At 64.3% G+C, this 23,794-nt stretch carries 23 protein-coding genes; 13 read left to right on the top strand and 10 right to left on the bottom strand.

Annotated elements, in window-relative coordinates; all coding sequences use genetic code 11:
- Positions 1–62: 62 nt before the first annotated feature.
- Positions 63–1,376, top strand: a complete 1,314-nt coding sequence (locus LC060_RS14725) for a phospholipase A (RefSeq protein ID WP_226636852.1) — start codon at positions 63–65, stop codon at positions 1,374–1,376.
- Positions 1,377–1,450: 74 nt separating this feature from the next.
- Here LC060_RS14725 and LC060_RS14720 read toward each other — a convergent pair whose 3' ends face one another.
- On the bottom strand, positions 1,451–2,971 hold the full coding sequence (locus tag LC060_RS14720; protein WP_226637450.1) for a CpaF family protein: 1,521 nt from the start codon (positions 2,969–2,971) through the stop codon (positions 1,451–1,453).
- A gap of 154 nt (positions 2,972–3,125) precedes the next feature.
- On the opposite strand from LC060_RS14720, the gene LC060_RS14715 reads away from it, so the two are divergent.
- Positions 3,126–3,404: an HNH endonuclease gene (locus LC060_RS14715; RefSeq protein ID WP_226636850.1), complete on the top strand. Its 279-nt coding sequence runs from the start codon at positions 3,126–3,128 to the stop codon at positions 3,402–3,404.
- A 235-nt stretch (positions 3,405–3,639) separates the two neighbouring features.
- Here LC060_RS14715 and LC060_RS14710 read toward each other — a convergent pair whose 3' ends face one another.
- The 6 genes from LC060_RS14710 to LC060_RS14685 all read right to left on the bottom strand — a co-directional run bounded on the left by LC060_RS14710 (position 3,640) and on the right by LC060_RS14685 (position 11,309).
- Positions 3,640–3,897 carry an ATP synthase F1 subunit epsilon gene (locus LC060_RS14710; RefSeq protein ID WP_039393165.1) on the bottom strand — a complete coding sequence of 86 codons (258 nt, stop codon included), beginning with the start codon at positions 3,895–3,897 and terminating at the stop codon, positions 3,640–3,642.
- Positions 3,898–4,024: 127 nt separating this feature from the next.
- Positions 4,025–5,482, bottom strand: a complete 1,458-nt coding sequence (atpD, locus tag LC060_RS14705) for a F0F1 ATP synthase subunit beta (RefSeq protein ID WP_226636849.1) — start codon at positions 5,480–5,482, stop codon at positions 4,025–4,027.
- 25 nt (positions 5,483–5,507) lie between these two features.
- Positions 5,508–6,389, bottom strand: a complete 882-nt coding sequence (locus tag LC060_RS14700) for a F0F1 ATP synthase subunit gamma (protein WP_226636847.1) — start codon at positions 6,387–6,389, stop codon at positions 5,508–5,510.
- A 103-nt stretch (positions 6,390–6,492) separates the two neighbouring features.
- Entirely contained in the window at positions 6,493–8,022 is a 1,530-nt protein-coding gene (gene atpA, locus LC060_RS14695; RefSeq protein WP_226636845.1) for a F0F1 ATP synthase subunit alpha, read from the bottom strand.
- A gap of 14 nt (positions 8,023–8,036) precedes the next feature.
- Positions 8,037–8,591: a F0F1 ATP synthase subunit delta gene (locus LC060_RS14690; protein WP_148627881.1), complete on the bottom strand. Its 555-nt coding sequence runs from the start codon at positions 8,589–8,591 to the stop codon at positions 8,037–8,039.
- Positions 8,592–9,131: 540 nt separating this feature from the next.
- Positions 9,132–11,309 carry a primosomal protein N' gene (locus LC060_RS14685; protein ID WP_226636843.1) on the bottom strand — a complete coding sequence of 726 codons (2,178 nt, stop codon included), beginning with the start codon at positions 11,307–11,309 and terminating at the stop codon, positions 9,132–9,134.
- Positions 11,310–11,357: 48 nt separating this feature from the next.
- On the opposite strand from LC060_RS14685, the gene LC060_RS14680 reads away from it, so the two are divergent.
- The gene (locus LC060_RS14680; RefSeq protein ID WP_226636841.1) at positions 11,358–12,083 is read left to right on the top strand and encodes a DUF4197 family protein; all 726 of its coding nucleotides are present in this window, start codon (positions 11,358–11,360) and stop codon (positions 12,081–12,083) included.
- 181 nt (positions 12,084–12,264) lie between these two features.
- Positions 12,265–12,915, top strand: a complete 651-nt coding sequence (fsa, locus tag LC060_RS14675) for a fructose-6-phosphate aldolase (RefSeq protein WP_039393175.1) — start codon at positions 12,265–12,267, stop codon at positions 12,913–12,915.
- On the opposite strand, the gene LC060_RS14670 is transcribed toward fsa, so the two are convergent.
- Positions 12,903–13,127: a hypothetical protein gene (locus LC060_RS14670; protein ID WP_226636839.1), complete on the bottom strand. Its 225-nt coding sequence runs from the start codon at positions 13,125–13,127 to the stop codon at positions 12,903–12,905. The two genes, fsa and LC060_RS14670, sit on opposite strands and share 13 nt — an antisense overlap.
- A 135-nt stretch (positions 13,128–13,262) precedes the next feature.
- On the opposite strand from LC060_RS14670, the gene LC060_RS14665 reads away from it, so the two are divergent.
- The 7 genes from LC060_RS14665 (at position 13,263) to LC060_RS14635 (ending at position 21,702) form a co-directional block, all read left to right on the top strand.
- Complete coding sequence (locus LC060_RS14665; RefSeq protein WP_039393177.1) at positions 13,263–13,532, top strand: hypothetical protein; 270 nt, start codon at positions 13,263–13,265, stop codon at positions 13,530–13,532.
- Positions 13,533–13,766: 234 nt separating this feature from the next.
- Positions 13,767–15,590, top strand: a complete 1,824-nt coding sequence (gene cobT / locus LC060_RS14660; protein WP_226636837.1) for a cobaltochelatase subunit CobT — start codon at positions 13,767–13,769, stop codon at positions 15,588–15,590.
- Positions 15,587–16,249, top strand: coding sequence for a nitroreductase (locus LC060_RS14655; RefSeq protein ID WP_226636835.1), 663 nt, complete (start codon positions 15,587–15,589; stop codon positions 16,247–16,249). The genes cobT and LC060_RS14655 overlap by 4 nt, the downstream gene beginning before the upstream one ends.
- 25 nt (positions 16,250–16,274) lie before the next feature.
- Entirely contained in the window at positions 16,275–17,180 is a 906-nt protein-coding gene (locus LC060_RS14650; protein WP_226636833.1) for an EamA/RhaT family transporter, read from the top strand.
- 52 nt (positions 17,181–17,232) lie between these two features.
- Positions 17,233–18,684 (top strand): cysteine--tRNA ligase, encoded by a 1,452-nt coding sequence (gene cysS, locus LC060_RS14645; protein WP_226636825.1) that lies wholly within the window; start codon positions 17,233–17,235, stop codon positions 18,682–18,684.
- 275 nt (positions 18,685–18,959) lie between these two features.
- On the top strand, positions 18,960–19,910 hold the full coding sequence (locus LC060_RS14640) for a D-2-hydroxyacid dehydrogenase (protein WP_226636823.1): 951 nt from the start codon (positions 18,960–18,962) through the stop codon (positions 19,908–19,910).
- A gap of 118 nt (positions 19,911–20,028) precedes the next feature.
- Complete coding sequence (locus tag LC060_RS14635; protein ID WP_226636821.1) at positions 20,029–21,702, top strand: acetolactate synthase large subunit; 1,674 nt, start codon at positions 20,029–20,031, stop codon at positions 21,700–21,702.
- Positions 21,703–21,714: 12 nt separating this feature from the next.
- Here the strand turns inward: LC060_RS14635 and LC060_RS14630 are convergent, their stop codons facing one another.
- Both LC060_RS14630 and LC060_RS14625 read right to left on the bottom strand, forming a co-directional pair.
- On the bottom strand, positions 21,715–22,098 hold the full coding sequence (locus tag LC060_RS14630) for a hypothetical protein (RefSeq protein WP_226636819.1): 384 nt from the start codon (positions 22,096–22,098) through the stop codon (positions 21,715–21,717).
- Entirely contained in the window at positions 22,088–22,288 is a 201-nt protein-coding gene (locus LC060_RS14625; RefSeq protein ID WP_039393190.1) for a hypothetical protein, read from the bottom strand. The genes LC060_RS14630 and LC060_RS14625 overlap by 11 nt, the downstream gene beginning before the upstream one ends.
- A gap of 103 nt (positions 22,289–22,391) precedes the next feature.
- On the opposite strand from LC060_RS14625, the gene LC060_RS14620 reads away from it, so the two are divergent.
- Positions 22,392–23,036, top strand: coding sequence for a helix-turn-helix transcriptional regulator (locus LC060_RS14620; RefSeq protein ID WP_226636817.1), 645 nt, complete (start codon positions 22,392–22,394; stop codon positions 23,034–23,036).
- A 77-nt stretch (positions 23,037–23,113) separates the two neighbouring features.
- Entirely contained in the window at positions 23,114–23,794 is a 681-nt protein-coding gene (locus LC060_RS14615) for an MBL fold metallo-hydrolase (protein WP_319005432.1), read from the top strand.

Genomic DNA, 23,794 nt, shown 5'->3' with positions numbered 1-23,794 from the left:
GATACAGGTCCAGACAGGGAGGAAGCCCCTTCGCCGGGGCGTTAACGGGTGACAAGATCAAGATGACTATTGCACGCAGCCGGGCCGGATGGCTTCGGACAGGCGCCGTCCTGCCACTGGGGGGGCTCGTCCTCGCTCTTTCTCATGCCCCGGCCTTGGCGCAGGATCAGGCACCGGATGCGCCGCGCCTGCTCGTCGCGCAGATGGCGCCCACGCAGGACGAGGCCACCGTCGAAATCGAGGTGGTCGCGCTTCCCGGTGCAGGTGCACCCGCAGCCGTCCCCGATACCCTGGATGCGATCCTGACAGTGGGTATGCAGCGGGTTCCCGCAACGATTACCTGCGCTTCTGTCGCAAGCGGTGAAGCGGTCCCGGCCAGTCTCGCCACGCGCCAGTGCCAGCTGCGCCTGCCCAACGCAGTGGCGGCGAGCGAGCAGGCAGGCGAGAGTACCGCGATCTCGCTCAGCCTGGCCGAGGGCGCGGCCTCGCCCCGCTATCTCGTGCCCAGCCGTTCCCAGCGTCTCGCCATGGCTGCCCCCAAGGTGGCACCGTCTGGTGAGGAAACGGCCATCGCGGCAGCCCCCGAGGCGAAGCAGGCCGAGACCGGGATCGTGCTCGCGCCCAGCGAAGTCCCCTCGGCAAAGGGCGAGCGGGGCAATGCCTTCCTCGACAACCTCTCGGCCTATGGTCCGATCTATGCGGCCTATGGCCCGGGCACCAACAGCGAGGGGCGCATCCAGATCAGCTTCAAGTACCAGCTCTTCGGTGATCCTGGCGACGTCGGGCTGGGCGCGCCCTTCGCCAACGGCCTGCACTTTGCCTATACCCAGCGCCTGTTCTGGGATCTGGGCGCGGATTCCTCGCCGTTCCGCAACATCGATTTCATGCCCGAGATCTTCTACCTGCAGCCCGCCATCGAAGTGGGCGATGGGCTGTCGCTGGGCGGGCAGGTGGGCCTTCGCCACGAATCCAACGGCCGCGACGGGGATGCCTCGCGCAGCGCGAACACGGTCTACATCCAACCGGTGGCCTCCGTGGAAGCGGGCGACTACACGGTGTCGTTCGGACCGCGCCTGTTCTTCTACGTGGGCGATCTTTCGGACAACCCGGATATCCGCCACTACCGGGGTTCGACCGGCCTCTTTGCCGAGATCGGCAAGCCTGATGGCCTGCGTCTCACCACGACCAGTCGCCTCAACTTTTCTTCGGGTAAGGGCGCGGTCGAAGGGGAGCTGTCCTATCCCATGGACAACATCATCGACACCGGCCTCAACCTCTACCTCTTCGGGCAGGCCTTTGCGGGCTATGGCGAAAACCTGCTCGACTATGACCGCAAGGTCACGCGTCTGCGCTTCGGTGTCTCCATCGTGCGCTGATATGGCGCTGATACGACAGGGCCCCGCCGGCACGAGGCTGGCGGGGCCCTGACGATTGACTCGCTGGTTCGGGTTTAGAGGCAGGCCTCGAGGTAGGCCTGGTCGAAGCCGAACTGGCGTGCCTTTTCCAGCGTGTAGGGGCGTAGGCCCGAGGCGCGGAATTCACCGACGATCTTGCCGTCATCGGTCTCGTCCAGATACTCGAACTTGAACAGTTCCTGGGTGACGATGACGTCGCCTTCCATGCCGATCACCTCGGTGATGTTGGTGGTGCGGCGCGAACCGTCGCGCAGGCGCTTGACCTGGACGATGATGTCGACGGATTCGGCAATCTGGCGGCTGATCGCTTCCTTGGGAATCTTGATGTCGCCCATCAGGATCATGTTCTCCATACGCCCCAGACACTCACGTGGGGAGTTGGCGTGGAGGGTACACATCGAACCGTCGTGGCCGGTGTTCATGGCGGCGAGAAGGTCGAAACATTCCGCGCCGCGAATTTCGCCCAGGATGATGCGGTCAGGGCGCATACGCAGGGCGTTCTTGACGAGGTCGCCGATGGTAATGGCACCCTGGCCTTCCAGGTTCGGCGGGCGCGTTTCAAGCGGCAGCCAGTGCGGCTGCTGCAGGCGAAGTTCGGCCGCGTCCTCGATGGTCAGAACGCGCTCGCCCGGATCGATCATCTTGGACAGGGCGTTGAGCATGGTCGTCTTGCCCGAGCCGGTACCGCCCGAGATGACGACGTTCATGCGGCACGCGCCCGCGATCTTGAGCGCGGTCGCCATCTTGTCCGACATCGAGCCGAAGTCGCGCAGCATGTCGATCGTGATCGGCTTTTCGGAGAACTTACGAATCGAGATCGCGGTGCCGCGCAAGCTGAGCGGCGGCACGATCACGTTGACGCGGCTGCCGTCCTTGAGGCGGGCGTCGGCGAGCGGGGTCGTCTGGTCGACGCGGCGGCCGACCTGGTTCACGATGCGCTGGGCGATCTGGAAAAGGTGCTGTTCATCGCGGAACTTGGTTCCGGCGAGCTGCAGCTTGCCCTTCTTTTCGATGTAGGTTTGGTTGGGGCCGTTGACCATGATGTCCGAGACGTCAGGATCGTTGAGAAGCTCCTCCAGCGGACCGAAACCGAGCAGCTCGTCGATCAGAACCTTCTCGAGCGCGAACTGCTCGCGCCGGTTGAAGGTGATCTTCAGTTCGGCCAGCACCTCGACGATGATCGGACGGAATTCCTCGGAGAGTTCATCCTTGGTGAGCGTCGCGGCCGCCTCGGGATCGACACGTTCGAGGAGACGGGGAAGGACCTGCTCCTTGATCTTGTGGATCGAGGCCTCGAAGCTGTCCTGCTCCTGGTTCTCGTGGACGGCGTTGGCGCGGTCGGCAAGCCGCGACATCGCGTCTTCGCGCGAGTTGGGATTGCCGGGGGCCTTCTCGGCCGTAGGAGAAGACGGGGCATCGTTGCCCGGGACGGGCGCGGAACCGGGAGCCGGGGCCTGCTGATCTTTGGCGCCTGCTCCGCCCTTCAAGGGTTTGGCCACCCCAAAAGCTGGACGCGTACCCTGTCCGATCCCACTGCGCCGCCCGAATGCCGTCATCGTATCGTCAACCCTAGTATCCATGGCCCGGTCTGGCGCCGGGCGAATTTCCATGTTTCAGGTGGGAGATTAAGGTTGAAACTTTGATAACTCCCTAATGCGTCGAGGGAAGGGAGGGGCTGGCAAGGCGCTCGCTGATCCCTAGATTGAAGGCATGGACGACGCGGACAAGACCTGCTGGCTGTGCCTGCGCGAACTGGGACGCAAGGTGGAATGGCACCACCCGGTTCCCAAGAGCCGGGGAGGGCGCGCGACGCGGCCCGTCCATCCGATCTGCCACCGCACGCTGCACGTGACGTTCAGCAACGCCGAGCTTGCGCGGATCGGCGAGGACGTCGAGGCGCTGCGCGGCCAGGCCGAGATCGCACGCTTCCTTGCCTGGATATCGAACAAGCCTTCCGATTTTCATGCGCCGACGCGGCGGAAGAAGTGAGGCGGGGGCTATACCAATAAAGAAAAAGACAGTTCCGAGGGCCATCGCCCTCGGGCTCCCCAAACTGTCTGGGGCAGGTTCGCAGCCTTGGCTGGTAAGGGTGAGGTCGCCCATTTTGGGGGCAAGGGGCGATGGCCCCTTGGAAAATTCAGGCATCTGCGCGGAAAGCGAAAAGGGCGCCGCCGGAATTCCGGGGCGCCCTTTTTCGCGTAAGATGCGAGATGATCGCTGAGAATCAGTTCTCGACGTGTTCGGCCAGGACGGTCAGGCCCTTGTCGCCGACTTCGGCAAAGCCGCCCGAGATCACGATCTCTTCGGGAATGCCGTTCTCGGTCTTGTAGACCTTGATCGCGCCATCGGCGACGGTCGACATGAAGGGGGCGTGACCGGCAAGAACACCGAACTCACCTTCGGTGCCGGGGACGACGACCATGTGGACGTCCTCCGAGCGAACGAGCTTCGCCGGCGTCACGAGTTCGAAATGCAGTGCCATGTTGCGTTTCCTTGCGCTTGGAAGAGGGCCCGAGGGGCGGGAATGGCCCTGTCGGGCATGCCTTCAGGAAGAGGCCGGGCCCGGCACCTGAACCTTGCGGGACGGTGCCGGGCTCCGAACGAATTCCTTAGGCGTCTTCTGCCAGCTTCTTCGCCTTGGCAACCGCTTCCTCGATGCCGCCGACCATGTAGAAGGCCGCTTCGGGGAGGTGGTCGTATTCGCCTTCGACGACGGCCTTGAACGACTTCACGGTGTCTTCGAGCTGGACGAACTTGCCCGAGATGCCGGTGAAGACCTCGGCGACGTGGAACGGCTGCGAGAGGAAGCGCTGGATCTTACGGGCGCGGGCGACCGTCAGCTTGTCCTCTTCCGAGAGCTCGTCCATGCCGAGAATGGCGATGATGTCCTGCAGCGACTTGTACTTCTGCAGGATTTCCTGGACGGCGCGGGCGGTCTCGTAGTGCTCGTTGCCGACAACGCGCGGTTCGAGAACGCGGCTGGTCGAGTCGAGCGGGTCGACGGCCGGGTAGATGCCCAGCTCCGAGATCGCACGGTTCAGCGTGGTCGTCGCGTCAAGGTGGGCGAACGAGGTAGCCGGAGCCGGGTCGGTAAGGTCGTCCGCGGGGACGTAGATGGCCTGGACCGAGGTGATCGAGCCCTTGGTCGTCGAGGTGATGCGCTCCTGCAGCTGGCCCATGTCGGTCGACAGTGTCGGCTGGTAGCCCACGGCCGAAGGAATGCGGCCAAGCAGAGCCGACACTTCGGCGCCGGCCTGGGTGAAGCGGAAGATGTTGTCGACGAAGAAGAGAACGTCCTGGCCTTCCTGGTCACGGAAGTACTCGGCCATGGTCAGGCCCGAGAGCGCGACGCGGGCACGGGCGCCCGGGGGCTCGTTCATCTGACCGAAGACGAGAGCAACCTTCGAACCGTCGGAGATCGCGTTGCCTTCGGCGTCCTTGGCGATAACGCCGGCGTCGAGGAATTCGTGGTAGAGATCGTTACCTTCACGGGTACGCTCACCCACACCGGCGAACACGGACACGCCGCCGTGGCCCTTCGCGATGTTGTTGATGAGCTCCTGGATGAGCACGGTCTTGCCCACGCCTGCGCCGCCGAACAGGCCGATCTTGCCGCCCTTGGCGTAGGGAGCGAGAAGGTCGATGACCTTGATGCCCGTCACGAGGATGGCCGCTTCGGTCGACTGCTCGATGAACGGGGGCGCTTCGGCGTGGATCGCCGAGTGCATGTCCGAACCGATCGGGCCGCGTTCGTCGATGGGATCGCCCACGACGTTCATGATGCGGCCGAGCGTCTTGGGGCCGACCGGCACCGAGATCTGCTTGCCGGTCGAGGTTACGTCCTGACCGCGGGTGAGGCCGTCGGTGCCGTCCATGGCGATGGTGCGCACGGTGTTCTCACCAAGGTGCTGCGCGACTTCGAGAACCAGCTTCTGGCCGTTGTTCTCGGTCTCGAGCGCGGTGAGGATGGGGGGCAGCTCGCCTTCGAAGATGACGTCGACGACGGCGCCGATGACCTGGCTGATCTTGCCAGCGGTAGTCTGGTTAAGCACGGGTGCAGTGGCCATTTGAGGTTTCCTTGCCTGCGATGTCTTAGAGCGCTTCCGCGCCCGCGATAATTTCAACGAGTTCGGTGGTGATCGCGGCCTGGCGGCTGCGGTTGTACTGGATGGTCAGCTTCTGGATCAGGTCGCCCGCGTTGCGCGTGGCGTTGTCCATGGCCGTCATCGACGCACCCTGTTCGGATGCGGCGTTCTCCAGCAGGGCACCGAAGAGCTGGGTCTTGAGGTAACGCGGCAGCAGCGCGGCGAGGATTTCTTCCTCTTCCGGCTCATACTCGGTCACCGCGTCCTGACCGGCCGTCGCAGCGGCAGCCTCAGGCGTGGGAACGGGGATGATCTGCTGACCGGTCGGCTCCTGAACCAGCGCCGAGCGGAACTTCGCGAAGAACAGGTGCGCGACGTCGAACTTGCCCTTTTCGTAGAGGGCAACCAGTTCGTCCGCGATCTGTTCGGCTTCGTTGAAGCCGGGATTGCGCACGTCGGTCGTGTCGAACATGTGCTCGATCTGCTTGGGGAATTCGCGCTTGATCACCGCGCGGCCCTTGCGGCCCACGAGGTAGAACAGCACGGTCTTGCCTTCGGCTTCGAGCTTGCGGGCCTTCTGGACCGCCGCCTTCACGATGTTCGAGTTGAACGCGCCGCACAGACCCTTGTCCGAGTTGGCGACGACAAGGAGATGAACCTGGTCGCTGCCGGTCCCAGCCAGGAGCTTGGGGCTGTTCTCGCTGATCGTGACCTTGCTCGCGAGCGAGCCCATCACCTCGGCGAGGCGAGCGGCATAGGGGCGCGCCTGTTCAGCGGCTTCCTGTGCCTTGCGCAGCTTGGCCGCGGCGACCATCTGCTTGGCCTTCGTGATCTTCTGGGTCGACTTGACCGAGTTGATCCGGCCCTTGAGTTCCTTGAGCGATGCCACTCAATTTTCTCCATTCGTCATCCCGGACGAAGCCGGGATCGTGTGCGGCAGGACTTGCGTCGTGCCGGGTGCGGCCCCGGCTTTCACCGGGGCGACGCAGGGCTTACGCGAAGGTCTTGGCGAACTTGTCGAGCGCGGCGACGGTCTTGTCCTTCACCTCGCCCTCGAACTTCTTGCTCTCGCGGATCTCGGCCAGAACCTCGGCGTGCTCCGAACGCATGAAGCTGAGCATCTCGGCTTCGTAGCGAACCACGTCCGACACCGCGACGGTGTCGAGGTAGCCGTTGGTGCCCGCGAAGATCGACACGGTCTGCTCTTCGAACGGAAGCGGCGAGAACTGGGGCTGCTTGAGCAGCTCGGTCAGGCGCGCACCGCGGTTGAGGAGCTTCTGGGTCGAGGCGTCGAGGTCCGAACCGAACTGCGCGAAGGCCGCCATTTCGCGGTACTGCGCGAGCTCGAGCTTGATCGAGCCGGCAACCTTCTTCATCGCCTTGGTCTGGGCCGAACCGCCGACGCGGCTGACCGACAGACCGACGTTGATGGCCGGACGCACGCCCTGGTAGAACAGACCGGTTTCAAGGAAGATCTGGCCGTCGGTGATCGAGATCACGTTGGTCGGAATGTAGGCCGAGACGTCGCCTGCCTGGGTCTCGATGATCGGCAGCGCGGTCAGCGAGCCGGCACCCATCTCGTCGCTCATCTTCGCAGCGCGCTCAAGGAGACGGCTGTGGAGGTAGAACACGTCGCCGGGATACGCTTCGCGGCCCGGGGGACGGCGAAGGAGCAGCGACATCTGACGGTAGGCAACGGCCTGCTTGGAAAGGTCGTCGTACACGATCACGGCGTGCATGCCGTTGTCGCGGAAGAACTCACCCATCGCGGCGCCGGTGTAGGGCGCGAGGTACTGCAGCGGGGCGGGCTCCGAAGCGGTCGCGGCGATGACGATGGAGTATTCCATCGCGCCGTTCTCTTCGAGCTGACGCACGATCTGCGCGACGGTCGAGCGCTTCTGGCCGACGGCGACGTAGATGCAGTAGAGCTTCTTGCCTTCGTCGTCGCTCTGGTTCGGACCCTTCTGGTTGATGAAGGTGTCGATGGCGACGGCGGTCTTGCCGGTCTGACGGTCACCGATGATCAGCTCGCGCTGGCCACGGCCGACGGGAACGAGGGCGTCGATGGCCTTGAGGCCGGTCTGCACGGGCTCGTGCACCGACTTGCGCGGGATGATGCCCGGAGCCTTCGATTCCACGCGGCGGCGCTCGGTGTACTCGATCGGGCCCTTGCCATCGATCGGGTTGCCCAGCGCGTCGACGACGCGGCCCAGAAGGCCCTTGCCGGTCGGCACGTCGACGATGGTGCCGGTGCGCTTGACGGTGTCGCCTTCCTTGATCTCGGCGTCCGAGCCGAAGATCACGACGCCGACGTTGTCGGCTTCGAGGTTGAGCGCCATGCCCTGGATGCCGTTGGCGAATTCGACCATTTCACCAGCCTGGCACTGGTCGAGGCCATGAATGCGGGCGATACCGTCACCGACGGAGAGCACCTTGCCCACTTCCGAAACCTGAGCTTCGGTGCCGAAGTTGGCAATCTGGTCCTTGATGACCTTCGAGATTTCTGCTGCGCGGATATCCATTCTAATGCCTTTCTTCAGCCCTTCATGGCCTGGGCGAGCGAATTGAGACGGGTGCGGATCGAGCTGTCAATACGCTTCGAACCGATCGTGACGACAAGGCCGCCAAGAAGGTCCGGATCGACGCTCGTCTTGATTTTTACGTTGCGGCCTTCGCGCGCTTCCAGCTTCTGGCGAAGCTGCTCGACCTGCAGGTCGTCGAGCGCATGGGCCGAAGTGACTTCGGCCGTTGCCTCGCCGCGCTGCGCAGCGGCAATCGCGCTGAAGGCCCGGATGATTTCGGGCAGGGCCGAGAGGCGACGGTTGTCCGCCAGCACGCCCAGGAAGTTCTTGCTCACCGGGGACAGGCCCAGGATGTCGGCCACGGCGTCCATCGCCTTGGCGGCATCCTTGCGGCTGACTTCGGGATTCCGAATCAGGCCGGCGAGGTCCTCGTTCTCGGCAATCGCCTGAGCGGTCTTGTCGAGGTCGCTTTCGACTGTCGTTACGGTGCCGTTTTCGCTGGCAAGTTCGAACAGCGCCGAAGCGTACCGTCCTTGCAAGCTGGCCTTGATTCCGCCGGAGTTCTCCACGCGTGTCCTATCCTTACATCGGGTGGGCTGAGGCACTGAACGGGGAACCTGTTGTGCACGTCCCCCCGGCCTGCAGACGGGGCGCGCATAGCGACGATAATGCGACTATGCAAGGCACCCCGGCACACGAGCCCACGTTGATGTGGGAACTTAGCCGCAGTCGCGGCAAAAGGGTAGCGTTCACAGTAGTCGGTGCAGTCTTGTGCGTGGGCGATATCCAATTTCCGCTGCGAGGCCGTTCAGCGCTCTGGAAATTCTAGGGAATTACACGGTGGTGCGTGCAAATTCGTCGGCAGGCTTTCTGAATTTCGTTGCCGGTTTGGTGGGGGCGGCGTGCCGCAAGTTGCAAATTGCGGCGCGCGGCGCGCAACTTCGCATATGGCAACATTATCCTTTCGTCTGGGGTGCGGGCCAGGTTCCTTGGGGAATCGACTGAATGCCAGATGAACATGGCGTCCTGGACCGTTTGGGGCGGTGCGGTGCGTTCATTCGGTCTGCAAATTCGCGACCTGTTCGTTCGTCGGAGACTCGCCGTGCCGGTCAGACGAAGCTGTAGGGGTCGACGTCGACGTGGACGCGCACACCCTTGGGGAAGTTGAGGGGGCCGAGCCAGGCGCGCACGATCTTTTGTAGTTGGGCCGAGCGGCGCGCGTTGATGAGAAGGCGAAAGCGATGCCGTCCGCGCAGAAGCGATAGGGGGGCAGGGGCAGGGCCCAGGACCAGCATGTCGGGCAGGTCGGGTGCGGTGCCGCCGATGGCGCGGGCCGCATCGCGCGCTTCGGCCATGTCCTCGGAGGAGACGATGATCGCGGCCCAGCGTCCGAAGGGAGGAGCGCCTGCGTCGCGGCGAGCTTCGGTCTCGGCGTCGTAGAAGGCGTCGCGGTCGCCTGCGGCCAGCGCGGCGATGACCGGAGCTTCAGGGTGGCGCGTCTGGATGAGCACTTCGCCGGGCTTCTCACCGCGTCCGGCACGCCCTGCGACCTGGGCGACCTGCTGGTAGGTGCGCTCGGCCGCGCGCAGGTCTCCGCCTTCGAGGCCAAGGTCCGCATCGATCACGCCGACCAGCGTCAGGTCGGGGAAGTGGTAGCCCTTGGTCACGAGCTGCGTGCCCACGATTACGTCGATGGCCTTGTTCTCGGCCTTGGCAACGAACTCGGCGATAGCCTCGGGGCTGTTCATCGTGTCCGAGGTGATGAGCGCGACGCGCGCTTCGGGGAAGATCTCGGCGACCTCGTCGGCAATGCGTTCCACGCCAGGGCCGCAGGCGACGAGGCAATCCTTCGCGCTGCATTCCGGGCAGGCGTCGGGCACAGGTTCCTCGTGGCCGCAATGGTGGCAGGCGAGGCGTTGGCTGAAGCGGTGCTCGACCAGCCAGGCGGTGCAGTGGCTGCACTGGAAGCGGTGGCCGCAGTTGCGGCACAAGGTGAGCGGGGCATAGCCGCGCCGGTTGAGGAACAGCAGCGACTGTTCGCCACGCTCCAGCCGGGCCTGCATCTGCGCGACGAGGGGCTTGGCGATCCAGCGGCCCTTGTCGGGAACGTCCTTGCGCAGGTCGAGGATCTGGATGTCGGGCAGTTGCGCGCCGCCAAAACGAGCGGGGAGTTCGATCTTGGTGTAGATGCCCGCTTCGGCCAGCTGCATCGATTCCAGAGCCGGCGTTGCGCTCGCCAGGATGATCGGCGCCTTTTCGTAGCGCGCGCGTATGACGGCGACGTCGCGTGCGTTGTAGCGCACGCCCTCGTCCTGCTTGAAGGAGACTTCGTGCGCTTCATCGACAATGATGAGGCCAAGGCGCGCATAAGGCAGGAAGAGTGCCGAGCGGGCGCCCACGACGACCTGCGCGCCGCCGTCGGCTGCGCCCTTGACGATGGCGCGCCAGGCGCGGCGGCGCTCGCTGGCCTTCAGGGAGGAATGCCACTGGATCGGCGCAACGCCAAAGCGCTCCTCGAAGCGGCGCAGGAAGTTTTCGGTGAGCGCGATCTCGGGGAGAAGGACAAGGACCTGCTTGCCGCCTTCAATGGCCGCGGCGACCGCTTCGAAGTAGGTCTCGGTCTTGCCCGAGCCGGTGACCCCGTCGAGGAGGAAGGGGGCAAATTCGTCGGCCTTCACGGCGTCCACGAACGTATCCGCAGCCTTGCGCTGGTCTTCGCTGAGCGTGGGCGCGTTGTGCTGCGGGTTGGCGGGCGGGTAGGGTTTGTCGAGATCGACCGTGACCGCTTCGAGCAGGCCCGCGCCGACCATGCCGCGCAGAACCCCTTCCGACACCGAGGCGAGTTCGGCGAGTTCGCGGATCGAGGCCTGCTCGCCGTGCAGCGCATCCATTGCGGCGGCGCGCTGGGGGGTGAGGCGCTTGGGTTCCAGACCCGTCAGGCGATACTCGGTGGTCGTGCCGCCCCCGCGCAGCGCCGCCATCGAGCCGAGCGCCATGCGCGCGACTGCGGAAAGTGGCGCGCAGTAATAGTCCGCGGTCCACTCGATCAGGCGGCGCAGCTCGGCCTTGAGCGGAGGGACAGGCAGGACTTCGAGGATCGGGCGCAGCTTGGCCTCGGGCACGTCCTGGGCTTCCAGGCGCTCGGGCTCCCAGGCAATGCCCAGGATCTGGCGCGGCCCCAGCGGCGCGATCACAATGGAGCCGGGTTCGACCTGCACCCCCTCGGGCACGCGGTAATCGAGAACGCCAAGTGCGGCATTGAAAACTAGGAGTCGAACACGGAGCATTGCCCGTGCATATAGGCACTTGAAGTGAGGCTCGGGAAGGAGTGGATGATGCGTAGTTGGGGAATGCAGTCCAAGGGCACGGCGGTATGCGGTGCGGCGAAAGGTCTGAACCGGCGCGATGTGCTGGCGGGCGGCGCTGCTGTGGCTGCGCTGTCTGTGCTGGGTGGTGGGCTGCTGGGAAGTCAGAGCGCACAGGCGGCGGTCGCCCCCGATCAGCGGGCCGATGTCGTGCGCCACCTCTTGGCCGCAGCGGCCAAGGAGGCCATCGCGATCCTGACGAAATCGGAAGGGTTCTGGAACAGCTCGGTCGCCCGGGTCGGTCTGCCGGAAATCTTCAAGTCGCAGCCAAGCCTCAGCGAGACGCAGAAGAGCGCGCTCATGTACGAGCAGAACCGTCTTGCCGAGGAAGCCGTTCGCGAGGTGGCACCGCGTGCGCGTGCGCCGATCGCGAAGCTGGAGGTTCCCGATACCGACGAAATTCTGGGCGGCTCGTTCACGGCCGCGACGTCCTACCTGCGTGCGCAGGTCGGGATGGGGCTGATCGAGGCGATGACGCCTATTCTTGTCGACATCCTGAAGAAGCACGACGATTCGTACACGATGAAGGTCGTGAAATCCCTGCCGGAGGTCACTCTCGCGCAAGCGGCCGCGGCCATGGCCGTCGAGGCGGACAACGCGATCTGGTATGAAGTCGGCGTCCAGGAGGCGAGCCTGCGCCGCGATCCCGAGCCGAGTGGCGATCCTCTGCTCATATCGGCCTTCGGCGACGCGTGACCGGAGCTTGCGTGGCGTAAGCGCGCGCCAGATGACCGGGGCGGTCGCTGGCGGGTGTCTTCGGTCGCGTGGCTCGGGAGAGGCTGGTCCGATGCGAAAGCTGCGCCTATAGGGGCGCCAGATTCGCATCCGGCCCGGACCGGGGCCGTCCCCCAGCTTCAACCCAGTTCAGGAACCCGCCATGAAGTTCTTCGTCGACACCGCCGAAATCGCCGACATCAAGGAAATGGCCGACACCGGCCTCCTCGATGGCGTTACCACCAACCCTTCGCTGATCGCCAAGTCGGGCCGTGACTTCATGGAAGTCACCAAGGAGATCTGCGAGCTCGTCGATGGTCCGGTCAGCGCCGAAGTCGTCGCGCTCGACCACGCAGGCATGATGCGTGAGGCCGAAATCCTGCGTAAGATCGCCGACAACGTGTGCATCAAGGTACCGCTCACCGTCGACGGCCTCAAGACCTGCAAGGCGCTCAGCAGCGAAGGTACGATGGTCAACGTCACGCTGTGCTTCTCGGCCAACCAGGCGCTGCTCGCCGCCAAGGCCGGCGCCTCGTTCATCTCGCCCTTCATCGGCCGTCACGATGACAACGGCTTCGACGGCATCCAGCTGATCGAAGACATCCGTCTCATCTATGACAACTATGCCTTCGAGACCGAGATCCTCGCGGCCTCGATCCGTCACCCGATCCACCTGCTGCAGTGCGCCAAGATCGGTGCGGACGTCGCGACGATGCCGCCCTCGGTCATCAAGAACCTGTTCAAGCACGTTCTGACCGAAAAGGGTATCGAAGGCTTCCTCGCCGATTGGGCGAAGACTGGTCAGTCGATCTGATGGTTTGACTTGATGATTACTTCTGGCGAAAGCGAGAGGTGATGTGAATACGCCGCTGCACCTGTTTGAATACGGTGTGGCGGCGTTTTTATTTTGGGCAATAGTTTGGTTGGTGTGTGGGTGTGTTTCTTTTGCAACACATGTCGACGGCTCGAAATCGTTAAAATTTTGAATTCCGGCACTTTTGGTTTTTCCCTGGCGAACTGCTCCATTCCTGAACGGGTTTCTCCTCAGTATCCCCGATTCCTGCGGCCTCAAGCTGTGGTATCCTGCCCGCACACCCTGGGTTGATTCGCATCGATCAAGGGGCGGGGCGGCGAGATGCGCCGTCAGGTGAGGAGAGTTCAATGGCGCGAACAATCGAGGCCTACGTTGATGACCGTGGGCATCTTCATACTTCTCCATCGACGGCTGTTGTCGCCGATATTGCCGCCATACTTGGTCGCGTGGGCGACGAGGGCGGGCTGACCAGCGGCGTGGCCGCCTTGATCCTGGAAAAGCGCGAGGCCATCGAAAAGGCCTTCGCCGATTTCGACAAACTCACGGCCAACGGCGGCGAAGTGATCGACGCGAGCGATCGCCTGCGCTGGAAGGCATCGGGCGACAAGTCGCTCTGACGAGAGGGCTTCGCCGCGCGGCCTGAAGCTCCCGACGTTCTGTTCGGGTGGGGCGGCTGGCCGCGGGCAGAGACGGGCCGGGGCGCGCAACGCGTTCCCGGCTCTTGCGTCCTTGTCCGGAGGGATTTGCGGCTTCGGATCACGGTCCTCGATCTCAGCCTGTTTCTTTGGCCAAGTCGTTGGCATGGCAAACCTGTTTGAGGCTCGGGGCCGTATGCGCTAGCTGTCATCGCCATGTCCGACGAATCTCCAGCCGACCGCTTCAAGTCCGCCCTTGCCGTAGCCTCGCGCGCCATCGCGCAGGACAACGAGATCGAGGTGAACTGGACTGCCGATACCGCCAGTTCCTCGGGCAGCCTTTTCCGCATTCCGATGCCCGGCCGCCAAGTACCGCGCGATGCCGCGATGAAGGCGCGCGGCGAGGCGGATCGCCTTTCGCTGCGCCTGCGCTACCACAACCCCAAATCGCACATGCGCGAGGCGCCGAGCGAACCCATCGCGCGCGCCTGTTATGATGCGGTCGAGGCGGTGCGCTACGAGGCCATTGGCAGCAATGCCTACGAGGGCATGCGCGCCAACCTCGACAGCGCGCTCGAGGCGCGCATCGCGACCGATCCCATTGCTCGCGCCGAAGCGCCCGATGAGGTGCCGATTGCCTCGGCGCTCTCTCTGCTCCTGCGCGAGCGGCTGACGGGCCAGGACATTCCCGAAGTCGCACGTCCCGGTGTCGACATGGTGCGCACCTGGATCGAAAGCCGTGCCGCCTCCGATTTCGAGGCGCTTGCCAATTCGGTAGAGGACCAGCGGGCCTTCCAGTCGCTCTCGCTCGACATGCTCCAGCATCTGGAGCTGACGCGCATGGAGCCGACCGACATGCCGCCCGAGGACAACGACGACCTCGACGGCGACGAAGAGACCGAAGAGCAGCAGGATGGCGAGGACGCCGGGCAGGAGCCCCAGCCCTCCGAGATGGCCGCCGAACCCCAGATGGGGGAGAACGAGGGCGAAAGCGACGCCGAGGGCGATGCCTCCGACGACATGGAGGAAGGCCAGGAAGGCGACGAGGGCGAAGAGGGCATGATGCCCGTGCGGCCCAACCGCCAGTGGACCGATATTCCCGCCGATTTCGACTATGAAGTCTTTACCGAGGCCTTCGACGAGGTCGTGAGTGCGGCGGACCTGTGTGACGAGGATGAACTGACGCGCCTGCGTGCCTATCTCGACGCGCAGCTGAAAGGTCTTCAGGGCGTCGTCACGCGGCTTGCCAACCGCATGCAGCGCCGCCTCATGGCGCAGCAGAACCGCTCCTGGGACTTCGACCAGGAAGAGGGCATGCTCGACGCCGCGCGCCTCGCCCGTGTCGTCGTCTCGCCCGGCTCTTCACTTTCCTACAAGGTCGAGCGCGACGTCGAGTTCAAGGACACGGTCGTGACCCTGCTGCTCGACAATTCGGGATCGATGCGCGGACGCCCGATCTCGATTGCCGCGATCAGCGCAGACGTCATGGCCCGCACGCTTGAGCGCTGCGGGGTCAAGGTCGAGATCCTGGGCTTCACCACGCGCGCCTGGAAGGGCGGGCAGAGCCGCGAGCACTGGCTGGCCAACGGCAAGCCCGCGCATCCCGGCCGCCTCAACGATCTGCGCCACATCGTCTACAAGAAGGCCGACGAGCCCTGGCGCCGCGCGCGCAAGAACCTGGGCCTGATGATGCGCGAGGGGCTGCTCAAGGAAAACATCGACGGCGAGGCGCTGCTCTGGGCGCATGAACGCCTGCTCGCCCGGCCGGAGGACCGCCGCATCCTGATGGTCATTTCCGATGGCGCGCCGGTCGACGATTCCACCCTTTCGGTCAATTCCGCCGGGTACCTTGAGGCGCACTTGCGCCGGGTGATCGAGTGGATCGAAGGCAAGTCGCCGGTGCAGCTGGTCGCCATCGGCATCGGGCATGACGTGACCCGCTACTACCGCCGCGCCGTCACGATCATGGACGCCGAACAACTGGGCGGCACCATGATCGAGCAGTTGGCCGGCCTGTTCGAGGAAGAAAAGAAAGCATGAATGTTACCGAGGCTGTCGCCAGCCGTCGCTCGATCCGCGCCTACACGGACGAGAAGGTGCCGCTCGACGTCCTGACCCGGGTTCTCGACAAGGCGCGCATGGCGCCCTCGGGCTGCAACTTCCAGCCTTGGGAAGCCACGGTTCTGACCGGTGAGCCGCTCAAGGCCCTGCAGGCCAAGCTCCTGCCCGCCGAGCGTCAGGATCCGATCGAGTACAGCTACTCCGAACCGCAGAAGTCGGAGCGTTACCTGCCCCGCCTCCAGGAACTGGGTGCGCAGATGTACGGCGCCATGGGCATTGCGCGCGACGACAAGGAAAGCCGCAACCGTTTCGTCGAGGCCAACAAGGCCTCGTTCGGCGCGCCGGTCCTGATGCTCATCTACATGGAGCGTCTGCACGCTGCGCCGCAGTGGTCGGACGTGGGCATGTGGCTGCAGACGATCATGCTGCTGCTGCGCGAGGAGGGGCTCGATTCCTGCCCGCAGGAATGGATGAGCGACTTCGGCCGTCTCATCAAGGACCACATCGGGGTGAGCGATGAAACGCACATCCTCTTCTGCGGCCTTGCCATCGGTTACGGCGACCGTTCCGATCCGGTCAACCAGTTCGAGCGGACCCGCGCGCCGCTTGAGGATCAGGTCCGCTTCGCGGGCTTCTGATGCCTAGCTGCGAGAGCCTGCGCGCATGACGTCGACCTTCCTGTGGGTGCCCTTCACCCTGGCGGCCGCGCTCGCGCAGGTCTTTCGCAACGCCTTCCAGTCCCGCCTGACCGGACGGATCGGCACGGCTGGAGGCACGCAGGTGCGCTTCGTCTTCGGCCTCCCCTTCGCGGTGCTATTCCTGGCTGCCCTTGTCGCAATTACCGGACAGGACCTGCCGGCCATACCGCCCGCTTCGTGGGGCTGGGCGGCGCTGGGCGGGGTGACCCAGATCGCCGCGACCGCGCTGATGCTGGTCGTCATGTCGCGCCGGGACTTCGGCGTTGCCTATGCCTACATCAAGACCGAGCCCGCGACCGTGGCGGTCCTTGGGCTCGTGCTGATCGGGGATCGCCTGCCTGCGCTGGGCTGGCTGGCGGTGCTGGTGGTCACCATCGGCGTCGTCCTGGCCTCGCTCAGGCCGGGGGACGGGGCCGGGGACCTGGCCGACTGGAAGTCGCTTGTTGTCGGCGTGGTCAGCGGGGCGCTGTTTGGCCTCACCGCCATCTGCTTTCGCGCTTCGATCGAGGCGGTGGGGGAGGGCACCTTCCTCATGCGCAGCCTGCTCATGCTGGTGACTTCACTGGCGATCCAGAGCGGGGTGATGGCGCTCTGGTTCGTGTTTCGCGATGCCCAGGCCTTCACGCATTCGCTGCGCGAATGGCGCCTCAGCGTCCCGGCGGGCGCGCTGGGCGCACTGGCGTCTGCAGGCTGGTTTATCGCCTTCTCCCTGACGATGGCGGCGAACGTGCGCACGCTGGCGCTGATCGAGATGCCCGTGGTGGCGCTCGTTTCGCGCTACATGTCGGGGCGCTGGCTCTCGACGCGCGAATGGGCGGGCTTTGCGCTCATAACCGTGGGCGTGGCCGCACTCATGCTCGCGCACGCCTGAGGCCGCGCGAACGCTTGACTGCGCGGCACCGCTGCCTAATGCGGCAGGCATCATGACCGATCTTCCCGAACTGACGCTGTTCAACAGCCTGACCCGCCAGATGGAACCCTTCCAGCCCGTCCACGAGGGCGAGGCGCGGGTCTATACTTGCGGGCCGACGGTCTACAACTACCCTCATATCGGCAATATGCGCGCCTATGTCTTTGCCGACATCCTGGGCCGGACGCTCAGCCACCGGGGCCTCAAGCTCACGCACGTCATCAACATCACCGACGTCGGCCACCTGACGGATGACGGCGACGAGGGCGAGGACAAGATGGAGAAGATGGCCGCGCAAAAGGCGCAGTCGATCTGGGACATCGCGCGCCACTACACGCAGGCCTACTGGGACGACATCAAGGCGCTCAACATCCGCCAGCCCGCGCACTGGTCGATCGCCACCGACTACGTCGAGCAGATGATCGACTTCGCCAAGGAGATTGCGCCCAGGCACTGCTACGAGCTGGAAAGCGGTCTCTACTTCGATGTCTCCACCGTCGCCGACTACGGGCGCCTTGCGCGTGCGGTCACCGAAGAGGGCGAGGGCCGTATCGAGGCGGTCGAGGGCAAGCGCAACGCGGCCGACTTCGCGATCTGGCGCAAGACCCCGACGGGCGAGAAGCGCCAGATGGAATGGAATTCGCCCTGGGGGCCGGGTGCGCCGGGTTGGCACCTGGAATGCTCTGTCATGTCGGGCAAGCTGCTGGGCTTCCCCTTCGATATCCACACCGGCGGCATCGACCACCGCGAGATCCACCACCCGAACGAGATTGCCCAGAACCAGGCATTCTGCTGCGCAGGTGGCCTTGACGTGCCCGGAAACTCGGGTGCGAAGGTGTGGATGCACAACAACTTCCTCGTCGAGCGTTCGGGCAAGATGAGCAAGTCCTCGGGCGAGTTCCTGCGTCTCCAACTGCTCATTGACAAGGGCTACCACCCGCTCGGCTACCGCATGATGTGCCTTCAGGCCCATTACCGCTCGGAGCTGGAGTTCTCGTGGGATGGTCTAGCCGCTGCGCTCACCCGTCTGAAGCGCATGATCATGGCGGCAGAGCGCCTGAAGGACGTGGCAGCGGGCGCGCCTGCCCACCCCAAGCTCGCTCCGATGATCGCGACGTTCGAGAAGGCCCTGGCCGAGGATCTCAACACCCCTATCGCACTTACCGCACTGGAGGACGTCCTTGCGGCCAAGAAGGTCGACCCGGCCTCCAAACGCGCCGTGGTCGAGATGATGGACGGGGTTTTTGGCCTTGGCCTGTTCGAGACCGGCCGGGCGGACCTGCGCTTGCGGCCGCTGACCGCTGAAATCTCCGAAGAGGAAATCGAGGAGACGCTGGTGCGGCGAAAGGAGGCCCGGGCGAACAAGGACTTTGCGACCTCCGATGCCCTGCGCGATGAACTTGCTGGCAAGGGCGTTGAGGTCATGGATGGTGACCCGCTCGGCTGGGAATGGAAGCTCGGCTGATTTCAGCGCTTCCATTCAGGAAAGGCTGAGAGAAGAAAAGGATAGTTCCGAGGGCCATCGCCCTCGGGCTCCCCGTACCGTCGACCTCACCCTCCGAACGCTATGAGCGTGGGGGGGCTTGAGGTCGCGCATTCTGGTGGCATCGGGACCTTCCTGTATCGGCGCCGTAGTCTCGGCGCATGGCGCGTGTAAAAAAGACGATTGAACCTGAACGCAATTGCGTCCGTTATCTCTTGAAACGCCGTTTGATTTCCGACGCTTTTGAGGGATAGCCTGTGACCCGCGCTCTTGTTCATGCCAATTTTCGCCGCTTTCTCGACGGACAGATGCCTGAGGGTGTCGAGCCGGTCTGGTACGAGAACGATGAGGAGTTCGCCGCGAACCTCGGCGATGTGGAGGTGGTCTGGCCCGACTATCTCATTCGCGATTCGGCCGATGCCGTGCTGGGCAAGGCGCTGGAAGGCGCCAATGTGCTGCAATGGTGCAGCGTCATGTCCTCGGGCGTTGACTGGCTGCCGCTTGCCTCGTTTCGGGCGAACGGCATTACGCTCACCAATGGGGCCGGGCTGCACGCGCATAGCGTGGCCGAGTTCGCGCTCCTGGGTATGCTCTCGTACAACAAGAAGTGGGGGCAGATACGCGACAGCCAGGCGCGCCATGAATGGCTGGAGGAGGCCCCGGGCACGGGCGAACTGCTCGACGCGCGCGTGCTGGTGATCGGCGCGGGCGAGATCGGCCAGCGTATTCGTACGCTGCTCGAAGCCTTCGACGCGCAGGTCACGATGGCCCGCCGCACGCCGCAGGGCGAGGATCTAGGCCAGGACGAATGGCGCGCGCGGCTGGGCGAGTTCGACTGGGTTGTGCTGATCGTGCCCTCGACGCCGGAGACGGTCGGCATGTTCGGCAAGGACGAACTGGCCGCGATGAAGAAGGGCGCTGCGCTTGTGAACGTGGCGCGCGGGGAAGTGCTGGATCAGGACGCCTTGCTTGAGGCGCTGCGCTCGGGCCACCTCGGCGGTGCCTATCTCGATGTGACCGACCCGGAGCCCCTGCCGGCCGATCATCCGCTCTGGGACTGTCCGAACGTGGAGATTTCGATGCACTGCTCCGGGCTCGCGCAGAACAGCCTTCTGCGCCGGGCATCCCTGCGTTTTCTGGAGAATCTGCGCCGGTTCCAGGCGGGTGAGGATCTCGTCCACCGGGTCGATTTCGACCGCGGCTATTGAGCCCGGAACGGAACTTTGCGCCCGGCCGTTGGTAGGACAAGGTGCCCGTTTGCAAGGTCGCGCCCATCCGGGCAACCTGCGGCGGACACGTAGCTGGATCGAGAAGGAGGACCCCTAGATGGCGGAAGCGGATACGACCAAGGCTTCGGACCTGTTCGTGCAGTGTCTGGAAAACGAAGGGGTCGAATACGTCTTCGGCGTGCCGGGAGAGGAAAACCTCGACTTTCTCGATTCGCTCTCGCGCTCGGGTTCGATCCGGCTGATCCTCACGCGCCACGAACAGGGTGCCGGTTTCATGGCGGCCACTTATGGGCGCCATACCGGCAAGGCGGGCGTGTGCCTTTCCACGCTGGGGCCGGGCGCCACGAACCTGGTCACCGCGGCGGCTTATGCGCAACTGGGCGGCATGCCGATGGTGATGATCACCGGCCAGAAGCCGATCAAGAAGTCCAAGCAGGGGCGTTTCCAGATTCTCGATGTGGTCGCGCTCATGCATCCGATCACCAAGTACGCGCATCAGATGGCCTCGGCGGACAATATCCCGAGCCGCGTGCGCGAGGCGTTTCGTCTCGCGGAAGAGGAAAAGCCGGGCGCCTGCCACATCGAACTGCCCGAGGATATCGCGGATGAACGCACGCTCTCGTGCCCGGTCGCAGGGTCGGTGGTACGCCGCCCCTCGGCGGACGTGAAATCGATCCGTCAGGCCTGCGAGGCGTTGGAATCCGCGCGCAAGCCGCTTCTCGTCATCGGCGCGGGCGCCAACCGCAAGATGACCAGCAACATGCTGAGCGAGTTCGTCGAGAAGACGGGTATCCCTTTCCTGACGACGCAGCTGGGCAAGGGCGTGATCGACGAGCGCCATCCCAAGTTCCTGGGCTGCGCGGCACTTTCGGCAGGCGACTTCGTCCACCGCGCGATCGAGGATGCGGACTGCATCGTCAACATCGGCCACGACGTGATCGAGAAGCCGCCGTTCTTCATGCACAACGATGCCGCGTGCCAGGAGCGCAAGGTCATTCACGTTTCGACCCAGACGGCTGAAGTGGACCCTGTCTATTTCCCGCATATCGAGGTGATCGGCGATATCGCCAACGCCATGTGGCAGATCAAGGAGGCGATCAAGCCGTCCTCGAAGTGGGATTTCTCGGCAATGCTGCGCTACCGCGAGGCCGAAGTCGAGCACACCGCCGGGCTGGCGTCGGACGCACGCTTCCCGGTCTTTCCGCCGCATCTTGTACAGGAAGTGCGCGATGTCATGCCGGAGGACGGCATCGTGTGTCTCGACAACGGCATCTACAAGATCTGGTTCGCGCGCGGCTACACGGCCTACCAGCCCAACACGGTGCTGCTCGACAACGCGCTCGCCTCGATGGGGGCCGGACTGCCCTCGGCCATGGCCAGCGCCATGGTCTATCCCGAGCGCAAGGTCATGGCCGTGTGCGGGGATGGTGGGTTCATGATGAACAGCCAGGAACTCGAGACGGCGGTGCGTCTCAAGCTCAACCTGACCGTGCTGGTGCTGAACGACAATGCCTATGGCATGATTCGCTGGAAGCAGGCGAACATGGGCTTTGCCGATTTCGGATTGACGTATGGCAATCCCGATTTCGTCCAGTACGCGCAGAGCTACGGGGCCAACGGATACCGGGCCGAGAGTGCGGGGCACTTGCGCGAATTGCTGGAGCATTGTCGGGACACGCCTGGCGTCCACCTGATCGACTGTCCGGTCGATTACTCGGAAAACGACCACATCCTCAATACCGAGATCAAGGACCTTTCCCGGGCGCTCTGAGTGCGCCGTGACCTAGATGTCGTCGAGGAGGAGGATTTCGATTTCCACCGAAAGGCGGGGCGGCGCGCCATTGACGTGATCGGTCCCGCGCAGGGCGGCATCGGCGACGAGGTGTCCGGGGATCACGAACTCGTGGTCGGCCAGGGCCTCGATGAACTGTTCTCCATCCTCGATCGCCTCGCCTCCCTGGAATGTCAGCGCAACCGTATGGCGTGCGCCGGCGAAGGTCGCGCTCGACCAGGGGCGCTCACTGTGGCGCAGGAATTCGGCGCGGGGGCCTGCCAGTTGCAGGACCTGGGTTACGATCTGCAGCCAGGGGCCGCGCTGCGGGCGGGGGCGCGGGGCGGGTGTGTCTTGCCCCTTGGTCTCGGCGTGGAGGGCGAGATCAACGTGCATGGGCGGTCTCCCCGTTGGCGGCGCGATAGCCGGACATGAACCCTTCGACCCTGTGGGTCATGGCTGCGCGCGGTTCGCGTCCGTTGCGCAGGTCTTCCACGAAGCGGGGATCTCGGGCGACGAGCCTGCCGAAACGGGTGCGGGACATCTTGGTCGCGCTCAGGAAGCGCTCGATCTCGCGAATCAACATGAGGCGGATTTTCCTTTCCTTCATTGGTTGAGCTAATGTTCATCATATGTTCCAACTCAAATCCTACTTGTCTAGGAAATTTCCTTCGTGTACGGATTACATTATGGTAAGCGATCCTATCCGAAGCCGCCTGTTGGAACTCGCCGATGCGCGCGGGGTAAGCCTCTCCGCGCTGTCGCGAATGCTTGGGAAGAACCCAAGCTACCTCCAGCAATTCGTGCGTAAGGGCAGTCCGAAGAAGCTTGAGGAGACGGACCGTGGTGCTTTGGCCCGGTTCTTCCGGGTGGGCGAGGAGGAGCTCGGTAAGCCGGAGGATATTTCCTCCGGTTCTGGAGGAAATTCGTCGCAGTGGGTGGAAATTCCCCGTCTCGTGCTGGGCGCGTCGGCGGGGCCGGGAGCGCTCGATTCGCAGGATGCCGCGTTCGATTCGGTCCGTTTTTCCAGGCGTTGGCTTCGCGCCATGGGGCTGCAGTCTGGGAACCTCGCGATGATCGCCGTCCTCGGCGATTCGATGGAGCCGACTTTGCGCGATGGCGACGAGATCCTGGTCGATCAGGGGCAGCGCGGCTTGCGCGATGGCATCCATGTCGTGCGCGTGGATGGCACGCTGTTGGTCAAGCGTGTCGAGACCGGCCGGCCGGGCCTTGTCGCTTTGCGTAGTGATAACCCGGCCTATGGCGTGATCGAGTGCCGTCCCGAAGATGTCGCGGTTATCGGGCGTGTGGTCTGGAAGGGCGGGCGTATCTAGGCCTGGGGAGCATCCGCAAGGGCGCGCGCGAGATCACGTGGTTGCATTCAGAGCGGGCCGGAGTCATGTCCCGGAGCATGACCGAACCAAGCCAGCCCATGCGTGTGGGCATCATCCCTGTCACTCCGCTCCAGCAGAACTGCTCGCTCCTGTGGTGTACCAAGACCATGCGTGGCGCGCTTGTCGATCCAGGCGGTGACCTGCCCAAGCTCAAGCAGGCTCTGGAGCAGACCGGCGTCATCCTGGAGAAAATCCTGATCACGCATGGTCATCTCGACCACTGTGGTCAGGCGGGTGTGCTCGCCAAGGAGATGGGCGTGCCTATCGAAGGGCCGCACGAGGAAGATCGCTTCTGGATTGCCCAGCTCGACGATGACGGGCCGCGCTGGAACATGGAGGCGCACACCTTCGAGCCCGATCGCTGGCTGGAACATGGCGATACGGTGACGGTCGGTGACCTGGAGCTCGATGTCGTTCATTGCCCGGGCCACACGCCGGGTCACGTCGTGTTCCACCACGCGCCGAGCCGCTTTGCGATGGTGGGCGACGTTCTCTTCCAGAATGGCATCGGGCGCTGGGACTTTCCGCGCGGCAATCTGGAGGACTTGGTCAACTCGATCACGCAGCGGCTCTGGCCGCTGGGCGATGACGTGACGTTCGTGCCCGGGCACGGGCCTGTCAGCACTTTTGGGGACGAGCGCCGTGCCAACCCCTACGTCAGCGACAAGGCGCTCGAGCGCGGTCTTCCCATGAGCTGA

This window comes from Novosphingobium profundi, from assembly GCF_020524485.1.
Lineage (GTDB): Bacteria > Pseudomonadota > Alphaproteobacteria > Sphingomonadales > Sphingomonadaceae > Novosphingobium > Novosphingobium profundi_A.
Note: the sequence above shows the minus strand (reverse complement) of the source record. Positions and strands in the feature narration are given on the sequence as shown.

What these genes read in the sequence shown, in the direction of transcription:
- LC060_RS14720 (WP_226637450.1), bottom strand. Translation starts at nt 2,971, where the DNA reads ATGACGGCATTCGGGCGGCGCAGTGGGATCGGACAGGGTACGCGTCCA.
- LC060_RS14710 (WP_039393165.1), bottom strand. Translation starts at nt 3,897, where the DNA reads ATGGCACTGCATTTCGAACTCGTGACGCCGGCGAAGCTCGTTCGCTCG.
- LC060_RS14715 (WP_226636850.1), top strand. Translation starts at nt 3,126, where the DNA reads ATGGACGACGCGGACAAGACCTGCTGGCTGTGCCTGCGCGAACTGGGA.
- LC060_RS14625 (WP_039393190.1), bottom strand. Translation starts at nt 22,288, where the DNA reads ATGTTGATTCGCGAGATCGAGCGCTTCCTGAGCGCGACCAAGATGTCC.
- LC060_RS14650 (WP_226636833.1), top strand. Translation starts at nt 16,275, where the DNA reads ATGACGTCGACCTTCCTGTGGGTGCCCTTCACCCTGGCGGCCGCGCTC.
- LC060_RS14655 (WP_226636835.1), top strand. Translation starts at nt 15,587, where the DNA reads ATGAATGTTACCGAGGCTGTCGCCAGCCGTCGCTCGATCCGCGCCTAC.
- LC060_RS14630 (WP_226636819.1), bottom strand. Translation starts at nt 22,098, where the DNA reads ATGCACGTTGATCTCGCCCTCCACGCCGAGACCAAGGGGCAAGACACA.
- atpA (WP_226636845.1), bottom strand. Translation starts at nt 8,022, where the DNA reads ATGGATATCCGCGCAGCAGAAATCTCGAAGGTCATCAAGGACCAGATT.
- LC060_RS14635 (WP_226636821.1), top strand. Translation starts at nt 20,029, where the DNA reads ATGGCGGAAGCGGATACGACCAAGGCTTCGGACCTGTTCGTGCAGTGT.
- LC060_RS14670 (WP_226636839.1), bottom strand. Translation starts at nt 13,127, where the DNA reads ATGGAGCAGTTCGCCAGGGAAAAACCAAAAGTGCCGGAATTCAAAATT.
- atpD (WP_226636849.1), bottom strand. Translation starts at nt 5,482, where the DNA reads ATGGCCACTGCACCCGTGCTTAACCAGACTACCGCTGGCAAGATCAGC.
- fsa (WP_039393175.1), top strand. Translation starts at nt 12,265, where the DNA reads ATGAAGTTCTTCGTCGACACCGCCGAAATCGCCGACATCAAGGAAATG.
- LC060_RS14725 (WP_226636852.1), top strand. Translation starts at nt 63, where the DNA reads ATGACTATTGCACGCAGCCGGGCCGGATGGCTTCGGACAGGCGCCGTC.
- LC060_RS14665 (WP_039393177.1), top strand. Translation starts at nt 13,263, where the DNA reads ATGGCGCGAACAATCGAGGCCTACGTTGATGACCGTGGGCATCTTCAT.
- cysS (WP_226636825.1), top strand. Translation starts at nt 17,233, where the DNA reads ATGACCGATCTTCCCGAACTGACGCTGTTCAACAGCCTGACCCGCCAG.
- LC060_RS14620 (WP_226636817.1), top strand. Translation starts at nt 22,392, where the DNA reads ATGGTAAGCGATCCTATCCGAAGCCGCCTGTTGGAACTCGCCGATGCG.
- LC060_RS14615 (WP_319005432.1), top strand. Translation starts at nt 23,114, where the DNA reads ATGACCGAACCAAGCCAGCCCATGCGTGTGGGCATCATCCCTGTCACT.
- LC060_RS14685 (WP_226636843.1), bottom strand. Translation starts at nt 11,309, where the DNA reads ATGCTCCGTGTTCGACTCCTAGTTTTCAATGCCGCACTTGGCGTTCTC.
- LC060_RS14680 (WP_226636841.1), top strand. Translation starts at nt 11,358, where the DNA reads ATGCGTAGTTGGGGAATGCAGTCCAAGGGCACGGCGGTATGCGGTGCG.
- cobT (WP_226636837.1), top strand. Translation starts at nt 13,767, where the DNA reads ATGTCCGACGAATCTCCAGCCGACCGCTTCAAGTCCGCCCTTGCCGTA.